The organism is Rhodosalinus sp. FB01 (genome assembly GCF_041365715.1).
In the GTDB taxonomy this organism is placed as follows: domain Bacteria; phylum Pseudomonadota; class Alphaproteobacteria; order Rhodobacterales; family Rhodobacteraceae; genus Rhodosalinus.
Map to the genome: position 1 here is coordinate 1666 of NZ_JBGFSH010000007.1, position 22488 is coordinate 24153.

A 22488-nucleotide genomic window follows, 5' to 3' on the forward strand; every position below is an offset into this window, starting at 1 on the left:
CCTGGCTTGCAAACTTGGCGGGTTTCAAGTTCGCGCTCGACCTTTGGGTTATTTCTCCGTACACGTAATCTTGATATCAACCATCCTTGCAGTTTCATTATATATGCCTTCATGGGGCGTCGTCTTAGCAATAACCTTATTCTTCGTCACAGCCTTAATAGGTGGGAGGGACATACTACAGAATACCGGAACACATGGCAGGATTATTTCACGTGTAGCTGGGTTCTACAAACTAATCGGTTGGCAAATAAAATAAGGACCGGAGATGAAACCAACCATCAGTGTCATAATCCCTACATACAACCGCGGGCATTGCGTAGGCGACGCGATAGAAAGCGTACTGTCTCAAGATCCACCTGCCGACGAGGTAATAGTCGTCGATGATGGCTCGACGGATACTACGCCCGAGGTTTTGACCTGTTATAGCAAGCAGGTCACCATAATCTACCAGAATAATGCGGGAGCGGCGGCGGCACGCAATACTGGAATCCGACACGCGAACTCTACTTGGGTGGCGTTTTTAGATTCTGATGATTTGTGGTGGCCTGGGCGCATGGCAGTGCTGCACCGGGATCTAGCCAATGCGGACGAAAGCATAGTTGGACATTCCGGCGACATTCGCTTCACTGGACCGCACCAGGAGATGGGACTTTTTGATCTTCGCGGCTGGGAGTTTCCGCGCGGCAAAGCGGTGCGCATCACGGACATACTCTTAGAAGAGATGACTGGCCTTTTTTCAATTGCAACTGCATTGCGCCGGAGCATCGTTCTCGAGGAGGGAGGATATCGGGAGAACTTGCGAATATATGAAGATGTAGCCCTTTTTTATGCCCTCGCACTACGCGGTTCATGGCTGTTCACAGGAGATGTTTTGGCCGAAGCACGGCGCCTGGAAAACGACACTGATCCACTTACAGCGATCGAAAAGAAATACCCGATCGAAGCCGCTAGCGGACGGGTGCAATTGACCTCCGCATTGCTTACAAAAGATCTTTCATTAAAGCAACGAAAGATTATGATGAAGCAGACCAGTGGCGCACTATTGATTTTAGCAGCTGCCGAAGCGGCAGAAAAAAGCGGTTCCCATCGCCGCACGGCGATCGCGTCAGCACGGCAACATCCCTCCGCGCTCAAGGGGTGGCTTAAGGCGCTCCCACCGCTCTTATTTGGTCGAGCCGGCTATGGTTTAATCACGCGCCAGCGCAACGGCTTTTCGCGATCATGAACGTATTATTCATATCCCAGTCTTTTCGAAATAGTTTCCGGGTTCGGACGCGGCTGTCTCGATGCAAGTCGTACTTGGTTCTTTCGCCAGGAATTGAATCGAAACCTCCGAATATCCTGCCACTCCAGATACCAACCACGCCGTGTAAGGCGGGTCACCGGCGTCACGATTGGTAACCGTTCCCACCACTTCTTACGCATATAATTGTAGGCCAGTGTGAAACCTCCTCTAAGGGTTGGAACCGGCAGACTATTATGAACAACCGGCGCATCAATGACATAGGCCCGCTTACCTGAAGATATCGCGGTTTGCACGATATCTGTACCGTAAAGGTGGAAGCTGGGGAGATCCGGATCAAATCTTAATCCGCAATCTCTGTTCAAAACCAATAAAAGTTCATCGAATGACTGAACGGGTATTGGAGCGCTACAGCCGAACCCGATTTCACGACCAATACCAGAGTCCCAGACTCGCCCCACGTTCCCGCCATTCAAATCAACCCCGAAAAGGCCAATTACCGCCCAGTTTGGATCTAGCGTTTCAAGATCAGACACTTTCTGCATCAATGTTTCCTCCCAGCCGAGGGGCAAATAAACATCCTGATGCGCAAAGACACAGATCCGTTCTTTGGTCTGATCGAGCCCCTCATTGTAGGCGATTGAGGCCGAGTGCCGGTTGCGCAATATGCACAAGCGATCCGGCTCAGACCTAAAAGTTGGAGATGCCGCAAGGTTCGACTCCAGCACTGTCGTGTCATTTACGGCAGCAATACAGCACCAGTCCATTTTGGATCCTTTTTCAGCATTGGCGGTAAGCGCAATGCGTTCAAGCTTGCGGTTACGATTGGGCAGGAAACCTTGTATACGTGATGTCAGTTGTCCTGCCTTCGTCGCCAGTCTTTTCGTCTTCGTCCTCGCTACCTTCCCAGTCCAGCATCCACATACCGCTTGCAATCAGGAACATTAAAAACGCGAAAATTGCATCCCAGAAATGCACGGTCCAGCCCACCATGAACACGCCGGTCATGGTACAGAGATACCCCGTTTTGTACCAGAGAACGCGTTCATTTGGGGCCCGTCGAAAAGTAACACTCAAGAAGACGGAAAAGAACAGTGTAAGGTAAGCGATCCATAACAGAATACCATGGCGCATCGCGGGTACGATCCAGAACATGTCGACGCTGTCCACCATCCAGGAGGGGCGTGCCCAGTTGTCGGTGAGGCCGATCCCGAAAAGCGGGTTGGCAAAGATGCTTCGGGTCCCGAAGTGCCAGATAAGGATGCGATTATAGGCCGTGCCCTCGTTCAATGCGAGGTAAGATATCGCGACGTGAAACGGAGTGCGGTTCGAAATCAGATCGACGACGATGAAGGCGAGGAGCGCGAGGCCAACGAAGATGTACCAGCGCGAGCGAACGGATTTCAGTATTCCGTCCCAGGTCAGAAAAATTATCTGGGACATTGCAGCCAGAAGCGGGCCTGACGAAAGCGAAGAGAAACACAAAAAAACAGCAAACACGGCATTCCTTACCCGGCCGATCCAGGGTGTTTCATGTCCCAGCACATAATAGAACAGACCGGTCAGCCCCCCGAAGAACACCCCGAAGTGAATGGGATGCGCGAAGGGCCCCTGGACGCGTTCGAGACCAAGCCTGCTTTCCTGAAAATTCTCCCAGTAAACCGGTCCCAAAAAGCCAAACAACCTGAGATACAGGTTTGTTCCGGAAACAAGCTCGTAAAGTGCAAAGGGCAGCAGCAGCAGACCGATCCGGAACAACAACCGCGTGATGGCGAAAAAAGCCTCTGGTGTTCGGATATAGCACCGTCCCAAAAGGTAGGCACCAAGGGTCTCCACCCACAATATGCCGATGGTTTCCAGGGTCCCGCCGAGCCCTCCCTCGATGATCACCATCGAAAGCGACGACCATAGGCAAATGACGATGACGCAGATGTCAGGCAGGCGGATGCGTCCTGCACGCCCGCTCAGCCAGAAGAAGAGGGCCGGGAAGAACGCGACGAGCAGCGCGATGCGGTAGACGGTAAGGCGCAGAGGGCCGACATAGATGAAAAGCGGAATGATCAGCCCGATGATGAAGAGCCAGACCCAGATCGAGAGGCTGTGCCGGCTTGCAGCCCCGGCATTCGGCATGCTCCTAGGCAGAGATACCGCCTTGCCTTCGGTCAATTCCGCCGCCACGTTGTCATCCTTCCATCTTCCCGGACGTATTCCCTTGGAGCCGGAACCTTCGGGAGAGTAGCCCGGTCAGACGGCAGGATAAATGCCCCTCTTCGAAACAGCCTGGTACAGGCCTCTGCAACCCGTTCGGGTGGCCGGGCTGGCGGAGCGCACCGCGGCACGGGGGCGGCCCGCCACTCTCCCCTGATCAGATGCGCTACATGATGCTGCTTCGCGGCACTTCATCGATGACGCGCGCAAGGTTCCTCAAGCGATCAAGAACCCGTCATCGACAAACAACGCCTCTGCCTGCAACTGGAGCTCACTCACGCTGCCTTCGAACCCCGGATCGATCTTCGTGCCGACAAACCACTGGGGCGCGCCAGCACCCGAAATCTCGATATCGGCCGCCTGATCGTCGAAAACGAGCTCGCCGTCGAGAATGACCTGCACGCGGTCTGTCATCTCGTCAATGGCGACCCGCACATTGTGCTCCTGCGTGTCAGCGAGGCCGAGGTCATGGATCCGGAAGGGATCGGAGAATTCGCGGTCGGGCGAAGCGACATGCACGAAGAGGGAGTCGCCGAAGACACCGATGCCGAACTTCTCGTGGTTCCAGACGATCCGTTCATAATCTTCGTCCGGATTGGTGCGCTGGAAGCTGACCGATGCCGTCAGGGACTGGGCGGTTTCGAACTCCACGAGACGTCCAAGCCTCGCGTAGTCGCCCTGCCCGTCGAACACGACCGCACTGGTGCCGGTCCCATCGGTCGTAACGAAGGCGTCCCCGCGGAGCGACGATTTGGACGTTCCCAGCGCCGCGAAATCCAGCTCCCAGCCGTCGAGTTCAGGCAGAATTAGGCCCGCGTCCTCCTCCTCCTCCTCCTCGGTCGTCGTGGTTTCGTCCGGCGTAGAGGTGTCGTCCGCCGGTGTCGTGTCGTCCGTCGTGGTGGTGTCGTCCGTCGTCGTGGTGTCGTTTGTTTGCGTCTCTGTCTCCAGCGTTTCTTCGTCGCTCGACAATACCGGCTCGGACGCGGGTTTCTCCGCTACGATCTCGTAGGTGGTGTCGGCAATCACCGAGGTGTCGCCGTCGAATTCCGGGTAGAGCGGCGCTGTGGCATCGAGATCGAAGGCGAGCAGTTTTCCGTCGAAAGACGGTGCGCCCCATGACCCGCCGAAAACAAGACCCCAGTGTCCCATGGACGGCATCGCCCCTTCGATCTGGGCCGCTGCCGCGAATTGCCCATCGATGATGATCTGCACCGTGTCCGTGGCATCATCAAACCCGATGATGATGTCGTGAGCTTTTCCGTCGTTCACCTGAGGGCCGGAGTTCGTCGTCAGATTGGTCAGATTGATCGACTCAACGTCGCTGTTAAGCTGAAGACTTATTGCGCCATCCTCCGTGACCGAGAGAATGAAGATGCTGTGCAGCCCGATAATTTCTCCAGCGCTTCCAGGCGTGTTCGCCGCGATTGTCATGGAGAGCGTGAAATCCTCCGTGCCGAAGAAGCGGTCAAGATGTTCTTTCGGAATGGATAGGCTCGTGTCAGATGCACCGAGATCAATGGCCTGCTGTCCGTTGAAGGTCACCGAGGCCGCATCGGTTCCATCGAGCGCGAGCGTCTCGCCATATCCCTGGGCTTCGAAGTCGCCCGTCTCAGGGTTGAAGGACAGCACATCCTGACCGGGCACGGGGATCATTCCCTGCGTCGACACCGAGGTCCCGTCAGACAATTGGACTGTCAGCGCTACCGAATGCGTGCCGGGGGTATCGAACTCGTGCTTTACACGCTGCCCCGTGGCTCCCGTGCCGTCGCCGAAGTCCCACGTGAAGGTCGCTTCCTCGTCGTTGATCTGGCCCGCAGGCCCGTAGGTGTGCGTCGCGTCGAAGACGAGGCTTGCCGGATCGTCGGGATCGGTCGTCACGTCGAAGGCCGGCGCGAGCGCCTCGGGGGTCGTGTCCAGTTGCAGACGCGAGGCGCCGGCCCCCAGCTGGGAGATCGCCCCCCCGGGATCGACGATGAAGTCTTCGGCCCTGCCATCCAGAGACGACGTCAGGAACTCGGCCTCGTAGTAACCTGCAGCATTCGGGTCGCGGTTCTGGACGATCGCGTTGTTGGCGACCGTCCAGTCTGACTGATCCGTTAAGCCGCTAATTGCGGCGGTCGCATTCTGCACGATCGTAACGTTTGTGGCATCGCTGGCAACATTGATCTGCGGAATGAGGTCGGGATCCTCGACAGATAATACGGAGTTGTTCCGAATGATCAGCCCATTTGTAGCACCCACCGAGATTCCATGGGAATGGCCATTAAAAATAATGTTATCCTCAATAAGTATATCTTGATAAAACGCCTCGCTGCCTGATACGCCTTGCGCAACCAATTCATTTCCCAGGAAGATCGATTGGGTCGTCGAGCCATCTCCAATATCGAGGGTGTTACCGCGGATGACGACATCACGGCTGACGACAGTTGTTGCATAGTTCCACATTTGGATCATATCTGCGTGGTCCCCACTGTCGGGGGCAGTAATAAAGTCGTGAATATAGTTATTCTCGATCTGAATTTCAGAAACTTCAATTAGATTTATTCCGTCCGAGCGTATGGAGTGGATATCATTATTCAAAACCGCTACTTTTTGGCTATTATCAACAATGATTCCACGCGTCCAAGTCGTAAACTCATTGTCAGATATTAAAACCTCACTGCTTGCACCAATACCCAAAGCATAGCCAGTGCCGTATCCATCGACGGCTTCGCTGACACCGGAAGCGAGGTCTCCGTCGAAGACCGAATTCTTGATGGTGACGCTTTCAGAGCTTTCGATCCTAAAAGGGCGTGCCCAGTCTGCAACACCCTCCGGGGCCGTATAGTCGAATAGGAGGTTGTCGAGGATGAGGTTCGACACACCGTTCAGCTTCATCTCCGAAACCGTGGCAACATTCCCGGGATCGACCGAGGTAATCGTCACCGGCGCATCGTACGTGATGTCGAAGCCGGACTTTGCGCTCAGGTCGAGCGAATACTCCCCCGCCGCGAGTTCGATCCGGTCGCCGCCGGTGGCGCGGGACAGGGCGTCGTAAAGGTCCTCGGTCGAAGACACCGTGAAAGTCGTCGCAGACATGGCTTACCCCTCAGCCGCCCACTGGCGGTCATTCCGTGCACAATGCACCCTTGAGAGACAAACACAGGACAAGGGCGGCAACAGTTGGGCTCGTTTGCGGCAAAACCCGGACGCGTCTCCGACGCAAACCGAGCCGGCATCCGGCGCTCGCGTGGCGGGGCGGATGCGCCTGCGGGTCTGGCGTTGGCGTCTTCGGGGATCTTCACCGGTCGTCGTGGCGCACTGGTAACAGACGCACCCGCGGGCGCGAGGGGCCCGTGCGATCACGAGCGGCAATCCGCAAGGCGCTCGAGCCGCGTCGGCAGCCCGCTGCCGATCCGGTGTCGTTTGGCGGAAAAGGCGGTTGCGCCTCGCGCGCTGCACCATCGAGGCCGCGGCGACAGTCCCCCGGGACCTGCGGATCGCGGATGCTGACGCGGGTTGCGCCCCTGCCCATGGCGTGTCCCGGGGCGGCCGGGGGTCGTGCGTCATGTGGCGCGGGTGCCGGCCTCGGCGAGCGCGGAGCCGCTCACAAGAAAAAGGCGCCCCGGGGGGCGCCTTTCCGTGTTTCCGATGGGTTTCTGGTGCTCAGGCGGTGCGGCGACGGCCCACCGCGGCGAGGCCGCCGAGCCCGGCGAGGAGCAGAAGCGCACTCGCCGGAACCGGCACGACCGTGGCGTCGATCTCGAGGATCGACGGGTTGCCGTTGGCCGCGGCGTAGATCAGCGTGAAGTCGTCCGCATCGGCGGTGAAATCGGTATTCTCTTCCTCCATCGGGGGCGAGCTGATGCCACCGGTGGAGTTCACGCCTGTCAGATACACGCCGTCGTCATGCGTGATCGTGCCCATGGCAGCGCGCGCAACGCGAAAGGGCGGCTTTCCAGCCGCCCCTCGATGCGATTTTCGATCGGGTGCGGTCGCACCGCGTTCCGTCAGGCGGGTTTGCGGCGGCGCAGCAGGCCGATGCCGACAAGGCCGGAGATCAGGAGCAGCCCGCCCGCCGGAACCGGGATCGGAACGCCGCCGTAGACCGAGACGTTCGAGAGTTCCCACTGCGTTATTCTGTCGCCGTCGCTGTCGACCGTCGCCCAGTCAATGTTGAAAACACTCTCACCTCCGGGGATTTCAATTGCAAACCAGGAGTCTTCGACGTTCGGGTTGCCGAATTTGAAGAGAACGGCGTAAGTTTGGTAGGTGCCCGGATCGGTGAATTCGAATGTTCCTGTGGTGCCACCCCACAGTGTAGAAACACCTACTGGATCGAGAACGCCGTTGAGTGCATCGTCGGATCCTTGCTCTTCCTTCGCAAGGAAGGTGAAGCTCGGCACGGCAGCCTCGAACGCGTTGTTCGCGGTCGCTTCGGTTCCAGAGGCAAGGCACGAGAGGCCCACACTCATCGGGTTCGTCGTCGCCTCAAGGTACCGAGTGACGTCGTCCCCCGCGACAGGCTCGGGACATGTCAGCGCCGCGGCAGGGCCGGCGAAAGACAGCGCGGCGACCGCCGCGGCGGCCAGGGATTTCCAATCGTAGAGTTTCATGTCTTGCCCTCCTCGGGCTGTACCATCTCGGTCCGGGCGCACCGGTCACCAAGATACCATCATCGTAACGCCATGATCATGCCACAATTGCGCCCGATCCGGAAGCGCGCCGAACGTTCCGCCCCGAAAAGCAACCACGGATTGCGGAACTGGCGCGAAATTCGGAACGGTCCCTCGCGCAAGGTTGCGATTGTCCACGCCGCGTCGGGGGCGAGGCCGGGCGGACGGCGCGTTCCGGGGTCTCATGGGCCTTCGCGGGCGGAGGCGATTCGCGACGCGAGGTGGGCTTGCCGGGGCCACGCCGACGGGAGTCGTGCCGACGGGCGCCGCCGGTCCGTCAGGACGCCGCCCGGCAAGCGGAACGCCCCCTGCCCGTGCGCCTGGCGCAAACGAGAAAGGCGGCCCCGAAGCGGCCGCCTTTCCGTAAAATCATGAAGGTCTGACGTGCGGCTCAGGCCTTGCGGCGGCGCCGTGCGACGGCGAGGCCGCCGAGCGCGCCCAAGAGCAGCACGCCGCCCGCCGGCAGCGGGATCGGCGCCATGGTCACGAGGTTCTGGCCGCCTTGCGTCGACTCCAGGTAGGTCAGCTGGTAGTTGCCCGTGTTCGCGCCGACTATCCCGTCGAGATAGTCTTGCGCCGTGTCACGCAGGCTTGAGCTCGCATTCGTCACGGTGAAATCGCCGGAAGTCAGATCGAACCCGGTGGACGTGCTGTCCTCGAACACGACCTCCCAGAGCGCGAGTTGGAAGCCGGCGGACTGGTTGTCGTCCGAAAGGTCCACGCCCGCGTAGGCGGTATTGAAGAGCCTCTGAACGTCGCCGATCCGGTCGCTGATGTCTCCGGGCGGCGTTGCACCGGTGTAAGGCGTCGTCGTGACCTCGTAATCTCCCTTCGTGCCGAGATTGAGGTTGTTGAAGATGTCGAGGCAGAACGCCACGAAATCCCCCGCCGCATCGGTGTAGCTCGTGTTGGTGCTGTTCAGAGCGAAGGCCCCGGCGATCACGTTGGAGGATCCGGCGCCGTCAATCCCGCCGTCGTTCACCGTCACATTGGCCGATCCGTTCGGCCCGAACACGTTGATCTCTTGCTGCGTGATCGTGTCCGCCTGCGCCGCACCCGCGACGAGCGTCGCGCCGGCTGCCAGCGCCATCAGGGACGTTCTCATACCCATACCAGTTTCTCCACTTGGCCATACGCGCCACACTCGTGCCGCATTTCCGACACGTTACCGCCGAATGGCCGCGTGGCGCAAGTCGTGCGACTGCCGCGTTTACGAATGAGGGACAATACAGCCCTGAGCTGTGCTTCTTGCCGGATTTCGGGCGGCGCACGGGCGCATCGGGGCGACAAAGGGCGCTTCGCGCGCGGATTGGATCGTCAAGCGCAACGCTCCCGGCGGCGCGCGGCGTCGAATCACGGCGCGCCCCGGACCCCTGCGGACACGGATCCCCGCGACGGCCCGGCGCCCCTGCCGCGCCGCGCCGGTCGTCCTGCCGGGAAGGAGACTGGTGCCCAAGGCGAGACTCGAACTCGCACGGCCGAAGCCGGGGGATTTTGAATCCCCTGCGTCTACCATTCCGCCACTTGGGCCCGGTCTCCGGTCTAGCCGCGCCGGGCGCGCGCGTCCAGTGCAGAGCCCGCGCTTGCGCTTGACCGGGCGCGCGGCGCGTGGTCTCTGGCGCCCCGTGACCGAAACGGGGGACGCCGGCCGCCATGCTCCGCGGGCTTTACGACTGGACGCTGCGGCTCGCCGAGCATCCGCGCGCGCTCTGGGCGCTGGCGCTGGTCGCCTTCGCGGAAAGCTCGGTCTTTCCGATCCCGCCCGACATCCTGATGATCCCGATGATCCTCGCCCGCCCGTCGCGGGCCTGGCTGATCGCGGCGGTGGCGCTGCTGGCCTCGGTGGCGGGCGGGCTCGCGGGCTACGCCATCGGCGCCTTCGCCTACGACACGCTCGGCCGGCCGATCCTCGAGGCGCTCGGCAAGGAGGCGGCGATGGCCGCCTTCAACGACACCTTCAACGGCGTGGGGGTCTGGGCGGTGCTCGTGGCGGGCGTCACGCCCTTCCCCTACAAGGTCATCACCATCATGTCGGGGTGGACGGCGCTGCCGCTCGCGACCTTCATCGCGACCTCGGTGCTGGCCCGGGGGCTGCGGTTCTTCGTGCTGGCCGCCCTCCTGCGCGTCTACGGCGCGCCGATCCGCGACTTCATCGAGCGCCGGCTCGGGCTTGTCTTCACCCTCTTCGTCGTGCTCCTGATCGGGGGCTTCCTGGTGGTGAGGGTGATGTGAGCCGCACTTCTCTGGTCCTGGCCGCCGCCGGCGGCTCCGCCGCGCTCCTGGCCGCGGCCTTCGCCTTCCAGTACCTGGGCGGGCTCGCGCCCTGCGAACTCTGCCTCTGGCAGCGCTGGCCGCACGCGGCGGCGGTGGCGATCGGCGCCGCCGCGCTCGCCCGTCCCGGCGCGCTCCTGCCGCTGCTGGGTGGGGGCGCGGCGCTCGCCACCGGCGGGATCGGGCTTTACCACACCGGGGTGGAGCGCGGCTGGTGGGAGGGCCCCGCCGCCTGCGCGGGCGGCGGCGATCTCGCGCGCGTCTCGGTGGATGAGCTGACCGCGCAGATCATGGCCGCGCCGCTGGTGCGCTGCGACGAGGTGGCCTGGCAGGTCCTGGGCCTCAGCATGGCGAGCTGGAACGCGCTCGCCGCCCTCGCCCTCGCGGCTTTGTGGCTGGCCGCCGCGCGCCGCGCGCGCGGCGCGTGAGCCGCCCGGCCGGGGTGGCGGGGGCGGCTCCGCCCCCCGCATGCCCCACCCCGTTCGCGACCGGCGCGCCGCGCCCGCATCCCCCCTTGCCCGACCGTGTGCGCGGGGCACGCCGGGCAGGCCGCGCGGTCTCTTGCACGCCATGGACGGGCAGACTAAGTCTGACCCGAAACAGGAACGGGAGCCCGACCGAATGGCGATGCAGGCCCAGGAGATCGAGGAACTGATCCGTGCCACCTTCCCCGAGGCGCGGATCACGATCCGCGATCTCGCCGGAGACGGAAACCACTACGCCGCCGAGGTGATCGACGAGAGCTTTCGCGGGATGAACCGCGTTCAGCAGCAGCGCGCCGTCTACGCCGCGCTCAAGGGCAAGATGGACGGCTCGGCCGGCGAGTTGCACGCGCTGGCGCTGACCACCAAGGCGCCGGACTGAGCCGCCGATGCTCGAGTACCTGCCCTGGGTGGGCGTGAGCGTGTTCGGCGCCTTCTTCGGCTACGCGGCGGTCCACGAGATCCGCCACCGCAAGGAGCACGGCCCGCCCGAGAACGCGCGCGACGCCTTCGAGTGCGACGAGGAGGCGCCGAGCTACGAGGAACCGCCCGAGCCCGAGGAGGACGCCGACGGCCCCGGGACGGACGAGGAGGGGGCCGACGCCCCGACCGAGGACGACGCGACGGACCCCCCGGCGCGTGACCCTGACCGAGAGGACAAGCGATGACCGACGCCAAGACCCGCATCGAGGACACGGTGAAAGCCAACGACGTGGTGCTTTACATGAAGGGCACCAGGGAGATGCCGCAATGCGGCTTCTCCAGCCGCGTGGCCGGGGTGCTGACCTACATGAACGTGGATTTCGCGGACGTGAACGTGCTCGCCGACGAGGATATCCGGCAGGGCATCAAGGATTACTCGGACTGGCCCACCATCCCCCAGCTCTACGTCAAGGGGGAATTCGTGGGCGGCTGCGACATCATCACCGAGATGACGCTCTCGGGCGAGCTCGACCAGCTGCTCGAAGCCAACGGCGTGGCCTACGACAAGGACGCCGCCGAGAAGATCCGCGAAGCCAACGGCTGATCCCGCGGCACCGGGCGCCGGCGGGTCAGGCGCCCCCCGGCGGTCCGGTCCGCGCGGCGCCGTCCGCCGCCGCCTCTTCCGCCGCACCCGTCGCCTCGGCATCGACCGTGTCGGCCAGCGCCTCGGCGCGCGTGGCGAGCGCCGCCAGCATCTCCGTCACCTGATCGGGCGTGGCCCCGGCCGTTGCGGGCGCCGACGCCGAGGCGGCGCGCAGTTCTTCCAGTTCGGCCTCCTGCGCCGCGAGGCGGGCTTCGGCCGCCTGCAGACGCTCGGCGGCGGCCGCCGCGTCCGCGGGCTCGGGCCGGGCGCGCAGCTCTTCCAGCTCCGCCTCCTGCGCGGCGATCCGCGCCTCCGCGTCGCGCAGGCGATCGTCCGGGGGCGCGGCGGCGGCCCCGGACCGCGCCTCCTGCCCGGCAAGCCGGTCCTCGGCCGCGCGCAGCCGGTCCTCGAGCCCCGCGGTCTTGTCGGCCAGCATCAACCCCGCCATGAGCAGAAGCCGCGACTCCGGGATGCGCCCGATCTGGTTCACGAGGACGGTCGCCTCGTCGTCCAGAAGCTTCGCGGCGGCGTGAAGATAGGCTTCCTCGCCTTGCTGGCAGGCGACCTGGAAACTGCGGCCGCCGATCTGGATCGTCACTTCGGGCATCACATCCCCTCCCGTGCGCTGTCCGCGTCGGGGCGCGGCGCCCCTGCCCCGTCATCCCCGCCGGCCCCGAGCGCGGGGCGCTCGGCCTCGGCGATCAACGGGTCGAGCCGCGCGAGCACGGCCTGCATCTCCGCCGTCTCCGAGGCGCGCAGCGCGCGCAGCGCCTCGAGTTCGGCGACCATCGCGCCGTTGACGAGTTGCGGCTCGGCCAGCCCGGCCTCGTTCGCCTGCCGCAGCGCGGCGTTGTTGTCGCGCAACTGCTGGTTCGCGCGGCGCAGGCGCTGCAACTCCTCGTCGAGCGCGGCCATGGCCGTGGCCTGCTCGGCCACCTGCGCCTCGAGCCGGGCCACGCGGGTCTCCTGGCGCTCCTTGATGGCGCGCACCCGCTCCTCGAGCTGGGCCGTGACCGCGCGCTCCTCCTCGAGAGCGGCGCGCAGGCGCTCGGGCGCCTCGGTGTCGGCGGCGGGCTCCGGTTCCGGCACGGGCGCGGCGGCGCGGGCGGACAGCGCCTCGACGCCTCCGGCGATCCGGTCCATCGCGCGCGCGATGCGCCGCTCCAGGTCTTCGAGCTCGGCCATGCCCCTCGTCCTCCGTTACCGCGCCGGCCCGTCCGCGTTGTCCGCGAATCGGCGGATCCGGCCGCCCGCCCAAGTCTAACGTCCCGCAGCGGAAATTGCGCCCCCTGCCTTGTCAAGGGCTTATAGGCCGCGCTTGAACTTCCCCCATGCCTTGCTATTGAGGCGCCCAGAGGGTCGCGCCCCCGCCCGAAAGCCAGCCCGAAAAGGACGAGAGCCCCCGTGGACATAGACGCGCTTCGCACCGCCCACCCCGACCACTGGAGGCGCGCCTGCGCCATCCGCGCGCTCACGCTCGACGCCGTGGCCACCGCGAACTCGGGCCATTCCGGCATGCCCATGGGCATGGCCGACGTGGCCACGGTGCTCTTTTCCAGGCACCTCAAATTCGACGCCGCGCATCCCGACTGGGCCGACCGCGACCGCTTCATCCTGTCGGCGGGCCACGGATCGATGCTGCTTTACGCGCTGCTCTACCTCACCGGCTCGCCCGAGATCACCCTCGGAGAGATCCGGAACTTCCGGCAATGGGGCGCGCGGACCGCGGGGCACCCCGAGAACTTCCTCGCGCAGGGCATCGAGACGACGACCGGCCCGCTCGGCCAGGGCCTCGCGAAGTCGGTGGGCTTCGCCATCGCGGAGGAGGCGCTGCGCGCGCGCTTCGGCAAGAAGATCGTCGATCACCACACCTACTGCATCGCCGGCGACGGCTGCCTGATGGAAGGCGTCAGCCAGGAGGCGCTCACGCTTGCCGGCCGGCAGGAACTCTCGCGCCTGATCGTCCTCTTCGACGACAACGAGATCACCATCGACGGCAAGGTGAGCCTTGCCGACCGCACCGACCAGCTCGCCCGCTTCGCGGCCTCGGGCTGGCACGTGCAGGAGGTGGACGGCCACGACCCCGAGGCGATCGACCGCGCGATCGACACCGCCAAGGCCGCGCCGCCCCCCTCGCTCATCGCCTGCAAGACGCACATCGCGCTCGGCTCCTCCGCGCAGGACACCGCCAAGGGGCACGGCGCGCTCACCGACCCGCAGCTCGTCGCCGACACCAAGGCCGCCTATGGATGGACGGAGGACGCCTTCGGGGTGCCGGCCGAGATCAAGGGATGGTGGGAAGAGGTCGGCCGCCGCGGCGCCGCCCATCGCACCGCGTGGCAGGAGCGGCTCGACGCGCTCGGCGCCGGCAAGCGCGCCGAATTCGACCGGATGCAGGCGGGAGACGCGCCGAAGCGGCTCGCCGCCACGATCCGCGCGCTCAAGAAACAGGCCGCGGAGGCGCATCACAAGGTCGCCACCCGCAAGGCGTCCGAGATGGTGCTCGAGGTGGTGAACCCGATCATGCCCGAGACGATCGGCGGCTCGGCGGACCTCACCGGCTCCAACAACACGATGACCCACGATCTGGGCGTGTTCGACACCGACAACCGCAAGGGCCGCTACCTCCATTACGGCATCCGCGAGCACGCCATGGCGGCGGCGATGAACGGGATGGCGCTGCACGGGGGCGTCCGCCCCTATGGCGGCACCTTCATGGTGTTCACCGACTACGCGCGCCCCGCGATCCGGCTTTCGGCGCTGATGCGCCAGCCGGTCGTCTACGTGATGACGCATGACTCCATCGGGCTCGGCGAGGACGGGCCGACGCACCAGCCCGTCGAGCACCTGGCGATCCACCGCGCCACGCCCAACACCCGCCTCTTCCGCCCCGCCGACGTGGTGGAGACGGCCGAGGCGTGGGAGCTCGCGCTGACCGCCACCGCGACGCCCTCGGTGCTCGCGCTCTCGCGGCAGGGGCTTCCCGCCGTGCGGCTCGAGCACAAGACCCGGAACCTGTCGGCGCAGGGCGCCTACGTCCTCGCCGAGGCCGAGGGCAAGCGCCAGGCGATCCTGATCGCCACCGGCTCGGAGGTGCATGTGGCGCTCGCCGCCCGCGACATGCTTCAGGACGAGGGGATCGGCACGCGGGTCGTGTCGATGCCCTGCATGGAGCTTTTCGCCGCGCAGGACGAAGCCTACCGCAAGCGCGTCCTGCCCGCCGGCCCGGTCCGCGTCGCGGTCGAGGCGGGTGTCCGGCAGGGCTGGGACCGCTGGCTGCTGGGCGAGCGCGGGCGCGAGAAGAAGGCCGGTTTCGTGGGCATGGACAGTTTCGGCGCCTCGGCGCCGGCGAAGGTGCTGTTCGAGGAGTTCGGCATCACCGCCGAGGCGGTGGCGGAACGGGCCAGGGCGCTGCTCTGAGCGTCACTCCCCGGCCCCGGCGCCGCCGAAGAGCCCGAAGAGCGGCTCGACGACGCGCGCCACGACGGGGATGAGCGCAAGGCCGATGCCAAGACCCAGCACGCCGTCGATGAGCGCGGTCACACCCCACTCGCCGGCGGCGTGCAGCCCGTCGGGCAGCGGATGCGCCACGGCCGCGGCGACGGCATGGATGAGATGCGCGGGCCCGGCCACGCCCATCTCCTCCAGGCTGTGCACCACGATGGAGCCGCCCACCCAGAGCATCGCGGCCGTGCCCACCACCATCAGCGCCTTGAGAAAGCCCGGCATCCCCTTCACGATCCCCCGCCCCGCCGCGCGGGTCAGGCCGAGCCGGCCATGCTTGGCCATGGCGAGGCCCATGTCGTCGGCCTTCACGATGAGCGCCACCGCCCCGTAGACGAGCGCGGTGATGCCCACGGCGATGAGCGCGAGGGTGGCCGCCTCCATCCAGAAGGCGCTCTCGGGGATCGCGGCGAGCGCGATGGTCATGATCTCGGCCGACAGGATGAAATCCGTCTTGATCGCGCCCTTCGCCTTCTTTTCCTCGAGATGGGCGGGATCCACCGTCTCGTGGGCCCTCGCGGCATGCTCCACCGCGTGGGGCGCGACGGCGTGCGCAACCTTCTCCGCGCCTTCGAAGCACAGGTAGAAGCCGCCCAGCATCAGAAGTGGCGCTATGAGCCAGGGCGCGAAGGCCGACAGCAGCAGCCCCGCCGGCAGCAGGATGAGGAGCTTGTTGCGCAGAGAGCCCTTGGTGATGCGCCAGACGATCGGAAGCTCGCGCGAGGGGTGAAAGCCGCGCATGTATTTCGGCGTCACCGCGGCGTCGTCGATCACCGCGCCCATCGCCTTGGAGCCGGCCTTGACCGCCTGCCCCGCGACATCGTCGAGCGAGGCTGCCGCCACCTTGGTGAGCGCCGCGACATCGTCGAGCAATGCGAGAAGACCGCCAGCCATGCCCCTGTTCCTTCCACCCGGTCGCCACGCCTTGCGCGTGACAGACCGAGGGATACCCGACGGCACGCCGGCGCGCCACCCGGTCCGTTAGCGCAATCACACCGGGCGCGGCAACTTTTATCGCTAACACCGCGACATGAAAGGCCGGTTTCCTTTGCCGTGCCGCCGCCGCGGGGCTATGAGGCGCGCAATCGCCACGCAGGAGGGGACCATGACCGTCACGCTCGGGATCAACGGATTCGGCCGCATCGGACGCTGCACGCTCGCGCATATCGTCGAAGCCGCGCGCAACGACGTCGAGGTGGTGAAGATCAACGCGACCGGCCCGATCGAGACGAACGCCCATCTGCTGCGCTACGACAGCGTGCACGGCCGCTTCGGCCAGGAGGTCCGGGTCGAGGGCGACACGATGGATGTGGGGCGCGGCCCGATGAAGGTGTTCTCCACCTACGATCCCTCCGATCTCGACTGGGAGGGCGTGGACGTGGTGCTGGAGTGCACCGGGCAGTTCAACGACGGCGAGACGTCGCGCGTCCACCTGGAGCGCGGCGCGAAGAAGGTGCTGATCTCCGCGCCGGCGAAGAACGTGGACCGGACGGTGGTCTTCGGCGTCAACCACCGCGATCTCCGGGCGGAGGAGCGGATGATCTCGAACGGGTCCTGCACCACCAACTGCCTGGCGCCGCTGGCCAAGGTGCTGCATGAGGCGATCGGGATCGAGCGGGGCGTGATGACGACGATCCATTCCTACACCGGCGACCAGCCGACGCTCGACCGGCGCCACAAGGATCTCTACCGCGCCCGCGCCGCGGCGCTCGCCATGATCCCGACCTCCACCGGCGCGGCGAAGGCGCTGGGCGAGGTGCTGCCCGATCTCGCCGGGCGGCTCGACGGGACCGCGATGCGGGTGCCCACGCCGAATGTCTCGGCGGTGGATCTCACCTTCGAGGCGGCGCGCGACGTGACGGAAGAGGAGGTGAACGAGATCGCCGCCCGGGCCGCCGCGGGCCACATGGGCGCGGTGCTCGCCTACGATCCCGAACCCAAGGTGTCGGTCGACTTCAACCACACCACCGCGTCGTCGATCTTCGCGCCCGACCAGACGAAGGTCGTGGGCCGGCGCCTGGTGCGCGTGCTGGCCTGGTACGACAACGAATGGGGCTTTTCCGCGCGCATGGCGGACGTGGCCGCGGTGATGGGCCGGCTCTCGGTCTGACGGGACGGCGGCGATGAGCAACGGGGCCGCGCTCGTTCTCGCCGTGCTCGTCCTGGGCGCCGTTGCAGCGGACCAGGTCTGGAACGGCGGCGCGGCGCTCGTCTTTCTGATGCAGAGGTTCCTGGACCTGCTGGACTGGCTCGCCTTCTGGCGCTGAGCGTCAGGCGAAGCGTTCCCGGAGCGCCTCGCTCACGGCGGGGGACACGAACCGCGTGGTGTCTCCGCCCAGCCGGGCGATCTCCTTGACGAGCTTGGACGCGATGGCCTGGTGGCGCGCCTCGGCCATCAGGAACACGGTCTCGACGCGGTCGTCGAGGGCACGGTTCATGCCCACCATCTGGAACTCGTATTCGAAGTCGCTGACCGCGCGCAGTCCGCGCACGATCAGCGTGGCGCCGACATCGTTCGCGCAGTCGATCAGCAGGTTCTCGAACGGATGGGCGACGATTTCCGTCCCGGTTTCCTCGACAAGCCCCGCGCATTCCCGCTCGATCATGTCCACCCGGGTCTCGAGATCGAAAAGAGGCCCCTTGTCCCGGTTGATGGCCACCCCGATCACAAGGCGGTCGACCAGCGCGCAGGCGCGGCGAATGATGTCCATGTGACCGAAGGTGATCGGGTCGAAGGTCCCCGGATAAAGCCCGATGCGCATGTCCCTGTCCCCGTCCGCGTGCTGCCCGCGCCCGAAGCAAACCCACGCGGAGACGAAATGCAAGGGGCGGCGCGTCGCGCTCAGTAACCCATGATCATGCCCTGAAGCGCGTCCTTCTCCATCGAAAGCTCGGTCAGGCGCGCCTTGACGACGTCGCCGATGGTGACGATCCCGACCATCCGGCCCTCCTGCAGCACGGGCATGTGCCGGAAGCGCCCCTCCGTCATCTTGCCCAGCACATCGTCGGCGCTGTCGTCGAGCGCGCAGGTGACGACGCGCGCGGTCATGCAGGTCCCGACCCGCTCCGACAGGCAGTCCGGCCCGCGCACGGCGATCTGGCGGACGATGTCGCGCTCCGACAGGATGCCTTCGGCCCGCGCCCCGTCGTGGGAAACGACAACCGAGCCGATGCCGCGCTCGGCAAGGATGCCCGCCGCCGCCATGAGCGTCGCGTCGGGCTGCACGGTGACCACCCCCGCATCGCCCTTCAGTTTCAGAATGTTGCGAACCTGCATGACGACCCCTCCGCAATGGATAACCTAGCGTCAAGCGTCCGCGCAAACGCCCCGCCCTGTCAAGCGGCCGCGATCGCCTCGAGCCGCGCGACCTCGGCCCGCAGCCCGTCGGCGAGCGCCGAGGCGAAGCGGTTCAGACGCTCCAGCCGGCGGTCGTCGGCGTGGCGCAGCAGGTAGAAGCTCCGCGTCAGGCGGACCTCGTCCGGCAGCACCCGCCTCACCCCCGGCGCGAAGGGCAGCGCGAAGTCGTGCAGGATGCCGAGCCCCCCGCCCTGGCGCACGCACTGCACCTGCACCGCCACGGAATTCGAGGCGAGCTGGACCCGCTCGACCCCGATCTCTGAAAGGTAGTCGAGTTCCCGGTCGAAGATCATGTCGGGGATGTAGCCCACGATCCGGTGCCCTCCGAGATCCGCGACGCCCCGGATCGGCGCATGGCCCCGCAGATAATCCCGCGCGCCCGCGAGCGAGAGACGGTAGTCGGTGATCTTCTGCACCACGAGCCGCCCGGCGACGGGCGCGCTCACCGCCACGGCGATGTCGGCCTCGCGGCGGGACAGGTTCACCACCCGCGGCAGCGCCACGATCTGGATGTCGAGATCCGGGTTCGCCGCGGCGATGTCGCGGCACACCTGCGGAAGAAGGTAGTTCGCGCAGCCGTCCGGCGCCCCGACCCGGATCTGGCCCGAGAGCCCCCCGGCCCGCCCCGAAAGCGCCTCCGCCCCCTCGACCATCGCCGATTCCGCCCGCTCGGCGTGCGAGAGAAGACGCTGCCCGGCCTCGGTCATCGCATAGCCTTGCGGCGACTTGGCGAAGAGCGGCGCACCCATCGCCTGCTCGAGCCGCGCGATGCGGCGGCCGGCGGTCGCGGGGTCGAGCCGCAGGCGCTGCGCCGCGCCGCTCAGGCTTTCGGCACGCGCCACGGCCAGAAAGACGCGGATATCGTCCCAGTTGAGGTCCATCGCACCTGCATTCCCGCAACACGCTTTTGTCATCTTGCCTCTTTTGCGGGCATTCCTGCAAGGCTAACATGTCGGCGAAGGATGGAGGACCCAATGACCCAGGACTTGACTCACTACATCGGCGGCGCGCATGTTCCCGGCGCGTCCGGCCGCTTCTCAGACATCTACAATCCCGCCACCGGAGAGGTGCAGGCGCGCTGCCCGCTGGCCTCGCCCGACGTGCTGGCGAAGGCCGTGGAGATCGCGGAGCAGGCGCAGCCCGGATGGGCCGCCACCAACCCGCAGCGCCGCGCGCGGGTGCTGATGAAGTTCGTTCACCTGCTCAACCGCGACATGGACAAGCTCGCCGAGGCGCTCTCCCGCGAGCACGGCAAGACGCTGCCCGACGCCAAGGGCGACGTGCAGCGCGGCCTCGAGGTGGTGGAATACTGCATCGGCGCGCCCGAGCTTCTGAAGGGCGAGTTCACCGACAGCGCGGGACCGGGCATCGACATGTATTCGATGCGCCAGCCCCTCGGCGTCACCGCGGGGATCACGCCGTTCAACTTCCCGGCCATGATCCCGATGTGGATGTTCGCGCCCGCGCTCGCCTGCGGCAACGCCTTCATCCTGAAGCCGTCCGAACGCGACCCCTCGGTGCCGCTCATGCTGGCCGAGCTGATGGAAGAGGCCGGCGCGCCCAAGGGCATCCTGCAGGTCGTGAACGGTGACAAGGAGGCGGTGGACGCCATCCTCGACCACCCGTCGATCCAGTCGGTGGGTTTCGTCGGCTCGACCCCGATCGCCGAATACATCTACGGGCGCGGCTGCGCGAACGGCAAGCGCGTGCAGTGCTTCGGCGGCGCCAAGAACCACATGATCGTGATGCCCGACGCCGACATGGACCAGGCCGCCGACGCGCTGGTGGGCGCGGGCTACGGCGCGGCGGGCGAGCGCTGCATGGCGATCTCGGTCGCCGTGCCCGTGGGCGAGGAGACCGCCGACCGGCTGGTCGAGAAGCTGGTGCCCCGGATCGAGAAGCTCAAGGTCGGTCCCTATACCGCCGGCGCCGACGTCGATTACGGCCCCGTCGTCACCGCCGAGGCGAAGCAACGCATCCTCGGCCTCGTGGAGTCGGGCGTCGAACAGGGCGCCGAGCTCGTCGTGGACGGGCGGGATTTCCAGCTCCAGGGCTACGAGGACGGCTTCTTCGTCGGCCCGCACCTCTTCGACAGGGTGACGCCCGAGATGGACATCTACCGCCAGGAGATCTTCGGCCCCGTGCTCTCCACGGTGCGGGCGGGCTCCTACGAGGAGGCGCTGAAGCTCGCCATGGACCACGAATACGGCAACGGCACGGCGATCTTCACCCGCGACGGCGACACCGCCCGCGACTTCGCCAACCGCATCAACATCGGCATGGTCGGCGTGAACGTCCCGATCCCGGTGCCGCTGGCCTACCACACCTTCGGCGGCTGGAAGAAATCGGGCTTCGGCGATCTGAACCAGCACGGCCCGGATGCGTTCAAGTTCTACACCCGCACGAAGACCGTGACGGCGCGCTGGCCGAGCGGCCTGAAGGAGGGCGGCGAGTTCCACTTCAAGGCGATGGACTGAGCGAAAACTTTTCGTCCGGAAAGTTTTTGCTTGCCGCGCGTGGCCCGGCCGCGAATTTTCGGATGGAAATTCGCGGCCGTCCGGAGGAGCGTCCATGTCCGATCCCGCCTTCACGCTCGGCATCGAGGAGGAATACCTCCTCGTCCGGCAGGACACGCTCGCCCTGTCGGAGACGCCCGCAGCTCTGATGGACGACTGCGCGGCCGAGCTCGCCAACCAGGTGAGCCCGGAATTCCTGCAGTGCCAGATCGAGATCGGTACCCGGGTCTGCGCCGATGTCGGAGAGGCGCGCGAGGATCTCAGGCGGCTGCGCGCAACGGTGGCGCGGGTGGCGGACCGTTACGGGCTCGCGCCGATCGCGGTGTCCTGCCATCCGCTCGCGCACTGGCGCGCGCAGAACCACACCGACAAGCAGCGCTACAACGACCTGCACCGCGACCTGGCCGGCGTCGTTCGCCGCCTCCTGATCAGCGGGATGCACGTTCATGTCGGACTGGGCTGCGACGCGCTGCGCGCCGACCTGATGCGGCAGCTGTCCTACTTCCTGCCCCATCTGCTCGCGCTGTCGGCCTCCTCGCCCTTCTGGCAGGGCGAGGACACCGGGCTTGCCTCCTACCGGCTCACCGTCTTCGACAACCTGCCGCGGACCGGCCTGCCACCCCAGCTCGATGCGTGGGAGGATTACCGGCGCTCGGTGGATGCGCTGGTCGATCTCGGGATCATCGAGGACGCCTCGAAGATCTGGTGGGACCTGCGCCCCTCGGCGCGCTTCCCCACGCTCGAGGCCCGCATCTGCGACGTGCAGCCCCGGATGGAGCACGCGCTCTCGATCGCTGCGCTTTTCCAGTCGCTCGCACGGATGCTCTGGCGGCTGCGCACCCGCAACCAGCGCTGGCGTGTCTACGATCGCTTCCTCATCGAGGAGAACCGCTGGCGCGCACAGCGCTACGGCATCACCGAGGGGCTGATCGATTTCGGCGCGGGCGAGATAAAGCCGTTCCGGACCCTTCTCGACGAGATGATCGAGCTGGTGGAGGAGGACGCGGCGGCGCTGGGCTGCCTGACGGAGGTCGAACGCGCCCGCGAGATCGTGGCGGGCGGCGTGTCCGCCTCGCGCCAGCGCGCCGCGGCGGCCGCGGCGCAGGCGGCGGGCGGCGACGGCGAGGCGCAGATGCGCGCGGTGGTCGCGCACCTGATCGAGGAATATCACGCCGACCTCTGAGG

Annotated in this window: 23 protein-coding genes and 1 tRNA gene; 11 read left to right on the plus strand and 13 right to left on the minus strand. The window is 65.7% G+C overall.

All coding sequences use genetic code 11. From position 1 onward, the window contains the following. Positions 1-265: 265 nt before the first annotated feature. Positions 266-1225, plus strand: coding sequence for a glycosyltransferase family 2 protein (locus tag AB6A65_RS11290; protein ID WP_371038487.1), 960 nt, complete (start codon positions 266-268; stop codon positions 1223-1225). A gap of 5 nt (positions 1226-1230) precedes the next feature. Here the strand turns inward: AB6A65_RS11290 and AB6A65_RS11295 are convergent, their stop codons facing one another. The 7 genes from AB6A65_RS11295 to AB6A65_RS11325 form a co-directional block, all read right to left on the minus strand. Beyond that, the gene (locus AB6A65_RS11295) at positions 1231-2010 is read right to left on the minus strand and encodes a hypothetical protein (protein ID WP_371038488.1); all 780 of its coding nucleotides are present in this window, start codon (positions 2008-2010) and stop codon (positions 1231-1233) included. A gap of 52 nt (positions 2011-2062) precedes the next feature. After that, positions 2063-3421 (minus strand): O-antigen ligase family protein, encoded by a 1359-nt coding sequence (locus AB6A65_RS11300; RefSeq protein WP_371038489.1) that lies wholly within the window; start codon positions 3419-3421, stop codon positions 2063-2065. Positions 3422-3667: 246 nt separating this feature from the next. Further along, positions 3668-6529, minus strand: coding sequence for a PKD domain-containing protein (locus tag AB6A65_RS11305; RefSeq protein ID WP_371038490.1), 2862 nt, complete (start codon positions 6527-6529; stop codon positions 3668-3670). Between the two features lie 567 nt (positions 6530-7096). After that, on the minus strand, positions 7097-7357 hold the full coding sequence (locus AB6A65_RS11310) for a VPLPA-CTERM sorting domain-containing protein (RefSeq protein ID WP_371038491.1): 261 nt from the start codon (positions 7355-7357) through the stop codon (positions 7097-7099). An 83-nt stretch (positions 7358-7440) separates the two neighbouring features. Further along, complete coding sequence (locus AB6A65_RS11315) at positions 7441-8046, minus strand: VPLPA-CTERM sorting domain-containing protein (RefSeq protein ID WP_371038492.1); 606 nt, start codon at positions 8044-8046, stop codon at positions 7441-7443. A 451-nt stretch (positions 8047-8497) separates the two neighbouring features. Further along, positions 8498-9217, minus strand: coding sequence for a VPLPA-CTERM sorting domain-containing protein (locus AB6A65_RS11320; RefSeq protein WP_371038493.1), 720 nt, complete (start codon positions 9215-9217; stop codon positions 8498-8500). Positions 9218-9552: 335 nt separating this feature from the next. Continuing rightward, positions 9553-9636, minus strand: a tRNA-Leu gene (locus tag AB6A65_RS11325). A gap of 123 nt (positions 9637-9759) precedes the next feature. Between AB6A65_RS11325 and AB6A65_RS11330 the strand changes: the two genes are divergently transcribed. From AB6A65_RS11330 to grxD, 5 genes are all read left to right on the plus strand, one after another. Next, positions 9760-10338, plus strand: coding sequence for a YqaA family protein (locus tag AB6A65_RS11330; RefSeq protein ID WP_371038494.1), 579 nt, complete (start codon positions 9760-9762; stop codon positions 10336-10338). Then, positions 10335-10805, plus strand: coding sequence for a disulfide bond formation protein B (locus tag AB6A65_RS11335; RefSeq protein ID WP_371038495.1), 471 nt, complete (start codon positions 10335-10337; stop codon positions 10803-10805). Before AB6A65_RS11330 ends, AB6A65_RS11335 begins: the two co-directional genes overlap by 4 nt. Positions 10806-10998: 193 nt before the next feature. Beyond that, entirely contained in the window at positions 10999-11241 is a 243-nt protein-coding gene (locus AB6A65_RS11340) for a BolA/IbaG family iron-sulfur metabolism protein (RefSeq protein WP_371038496.1), read from the plus strand. A gap of 7 nt (positions 11242-11248) precedes the next feature. Further along, a complete protein-coding gene (locus AB6A65_RS11345) occupies positions 11249-11527 on the plus strand; it encodes a hypothetical protein (RefSeq protein ID WP_371038497.1) in 279 nt (92 codons plus the stop codon). Beyond that, positions 11524-11886, plus strand: a complete 363-nt coding sequence (grxD, locus tag AB6A65_RS11350; protein ID WP_371038498.1) for a Grx4 family monothiol glutaredoxin — start codon at positions 11524-11526, stop codon at positions 11884-11886. Before AB6A65_RS11345 ends, grxD begins: the two co-directional genes overlap by 4 nt. A 25-nt stretch (positions 11887-11911) precedes the next feature. Here grxD and AB6A65_RS11355 read toward each other — a convergent pair whose 3' ends face one another. Together AB6A65_RS11355 and AB6A65_RS11360 are read right to left on the minus strand one after the other, a co-directional pair. Then, positions 11912-12532, minus strand: a complete 621-nt coding sequence (locus tag AB6A65_RS11355) for a cell division protein ZapA (RefSeq protein ID WP_371038499.1) — start codon at positions 12530-12532, stop codon at positions 11912-11914. After that, positions 12532-13110, minus strand: coding sequence for a hypothetical protein (locus AB6A65_RS11360; protein ID WP_371038500.1), 579 nt, complete (start codon positions 13108-13110; stop codon positions 12532-12534). The genes AB6A65_RS11355 and AB6A65_RS11360 overlap by 1 nt, the downstream gene beginning before the upstream one ends. Positions 13111-13329: 219 nt before the next feature. Between AB6A65_RS11360 and tkt the strand changes: the two genes are divergently transcribed. Beyond that, entirely contained in the window at positions 13330-15345 is a 2016-nt protein-coding gene (gene tkt, locus AB6A65_RS11365) for a transketolase (RefSeq protein WP_371038501.1), read from the plus strand. Positions 15346-15348: 3 nt separating this feature from the next. On the opposite strand, the gene AB6A65_RS11370 is transcribed toward tkt, so the two are convergent. Next, positions 15349-16323, minus strand: coding sequence for a DUF808 domain-containing protein (locus AB6A65_RS11370; protein WP_371038502.1), 975 nt, complete (start codon positions 16321-16323; stop codon positions 15349-15351). A 211-nt stretch (positions 16324-16534) separates the two neighbouring features. Here AB6A65_RS11370 and gap point away from each other — a divergent pair, with 211 nt between their 5' ends. Beyond that, entirely contained in the window at positions 16535-17539 is a 1005-nt protein-coding gene (gene gap / locus AB6A65_RS11375; protein ID WP_371038503.1) for a type I glyceraldehyde-3-phosphate dehydrogenase, read from the plus strand. 13 nt (positions 17540-17552) lie between these two features. Further along, a complete protein-coding gene (locus tag AB6A65_RS11380) occupies positions 17553-17696 on the plus strand; it encodes a hypothetical protein (RefSeq protein WP_371038504.1) in 144 nt (47 codons plus the stop codon). Between the two features lie 3 nt (positions 17697-17699). Here the strand turns inward: AB6A65_RS11380 and coaD are convergent, their stop codons facing one another. From coaD to AB6A65_RS11395, 3 genes are all read right to left on the minus strand, one after another. After that, positions 17700-18191, minus strand: a complete 492-nt coding sequence (coaD, locus tag AB6A65_RS11385) for a pantetheine-phosphate adenylyltransferase (protein WP_371038505.1) — start codon at positions 18189-18191, stop codon at positions 17700-17702. 80 nt (positions 18192-18271) lie between these two features. Continuing rightward, entirely contained in the window at positions 18272-18706 is a 435-nt protein-coding gene (locus tag AB6A65_RS11390) for a CBS domain-containing protein (RefSeq protein ID WP_371038506.1), read from the minus strand. A gap of 59 nt (positions 18707-18765) precedes the next feature. After that, a complete protein-coding gene (locus tag AB6A65_RS11395) occupies positions 18766-19668 on the minus strand; it encodes a LysR family transcriptional regulator (protein WP_371038507.1) in 903 nt (300 codons plus the stop codon). Between the two features lie 93 nt (positions 19669-19761). Between AB6A65_RS11395 and AB6A65_RS11400 the strand changes: the two genes are divergently transcribed. Continuing rightward, positions 19762-21264, plus strand: coding sequence for a CoA-acylating methylmalonate-semialdehyde dehydrogenase (locus AB6A65_RS11400; RefSeq protein WP_371038508.1), 1503 nt, complete (start codon positions 19762-19764; stop codon positions 21262-21264). Positions 21265-21358: 94 nt separating this feature from the next. Beyond that, positions 21359-22486, plus strand: coding sequence for a carboxylate-amine ligase (locus tag AB6A65_RS11405; RefSeq protein WP_371038509.1), 1128 nt, complete (start codon positions 21359-21361; stop codon positions 22484-22486). Positions 22487-22488 lie beyond the last annotated feature (2 nt).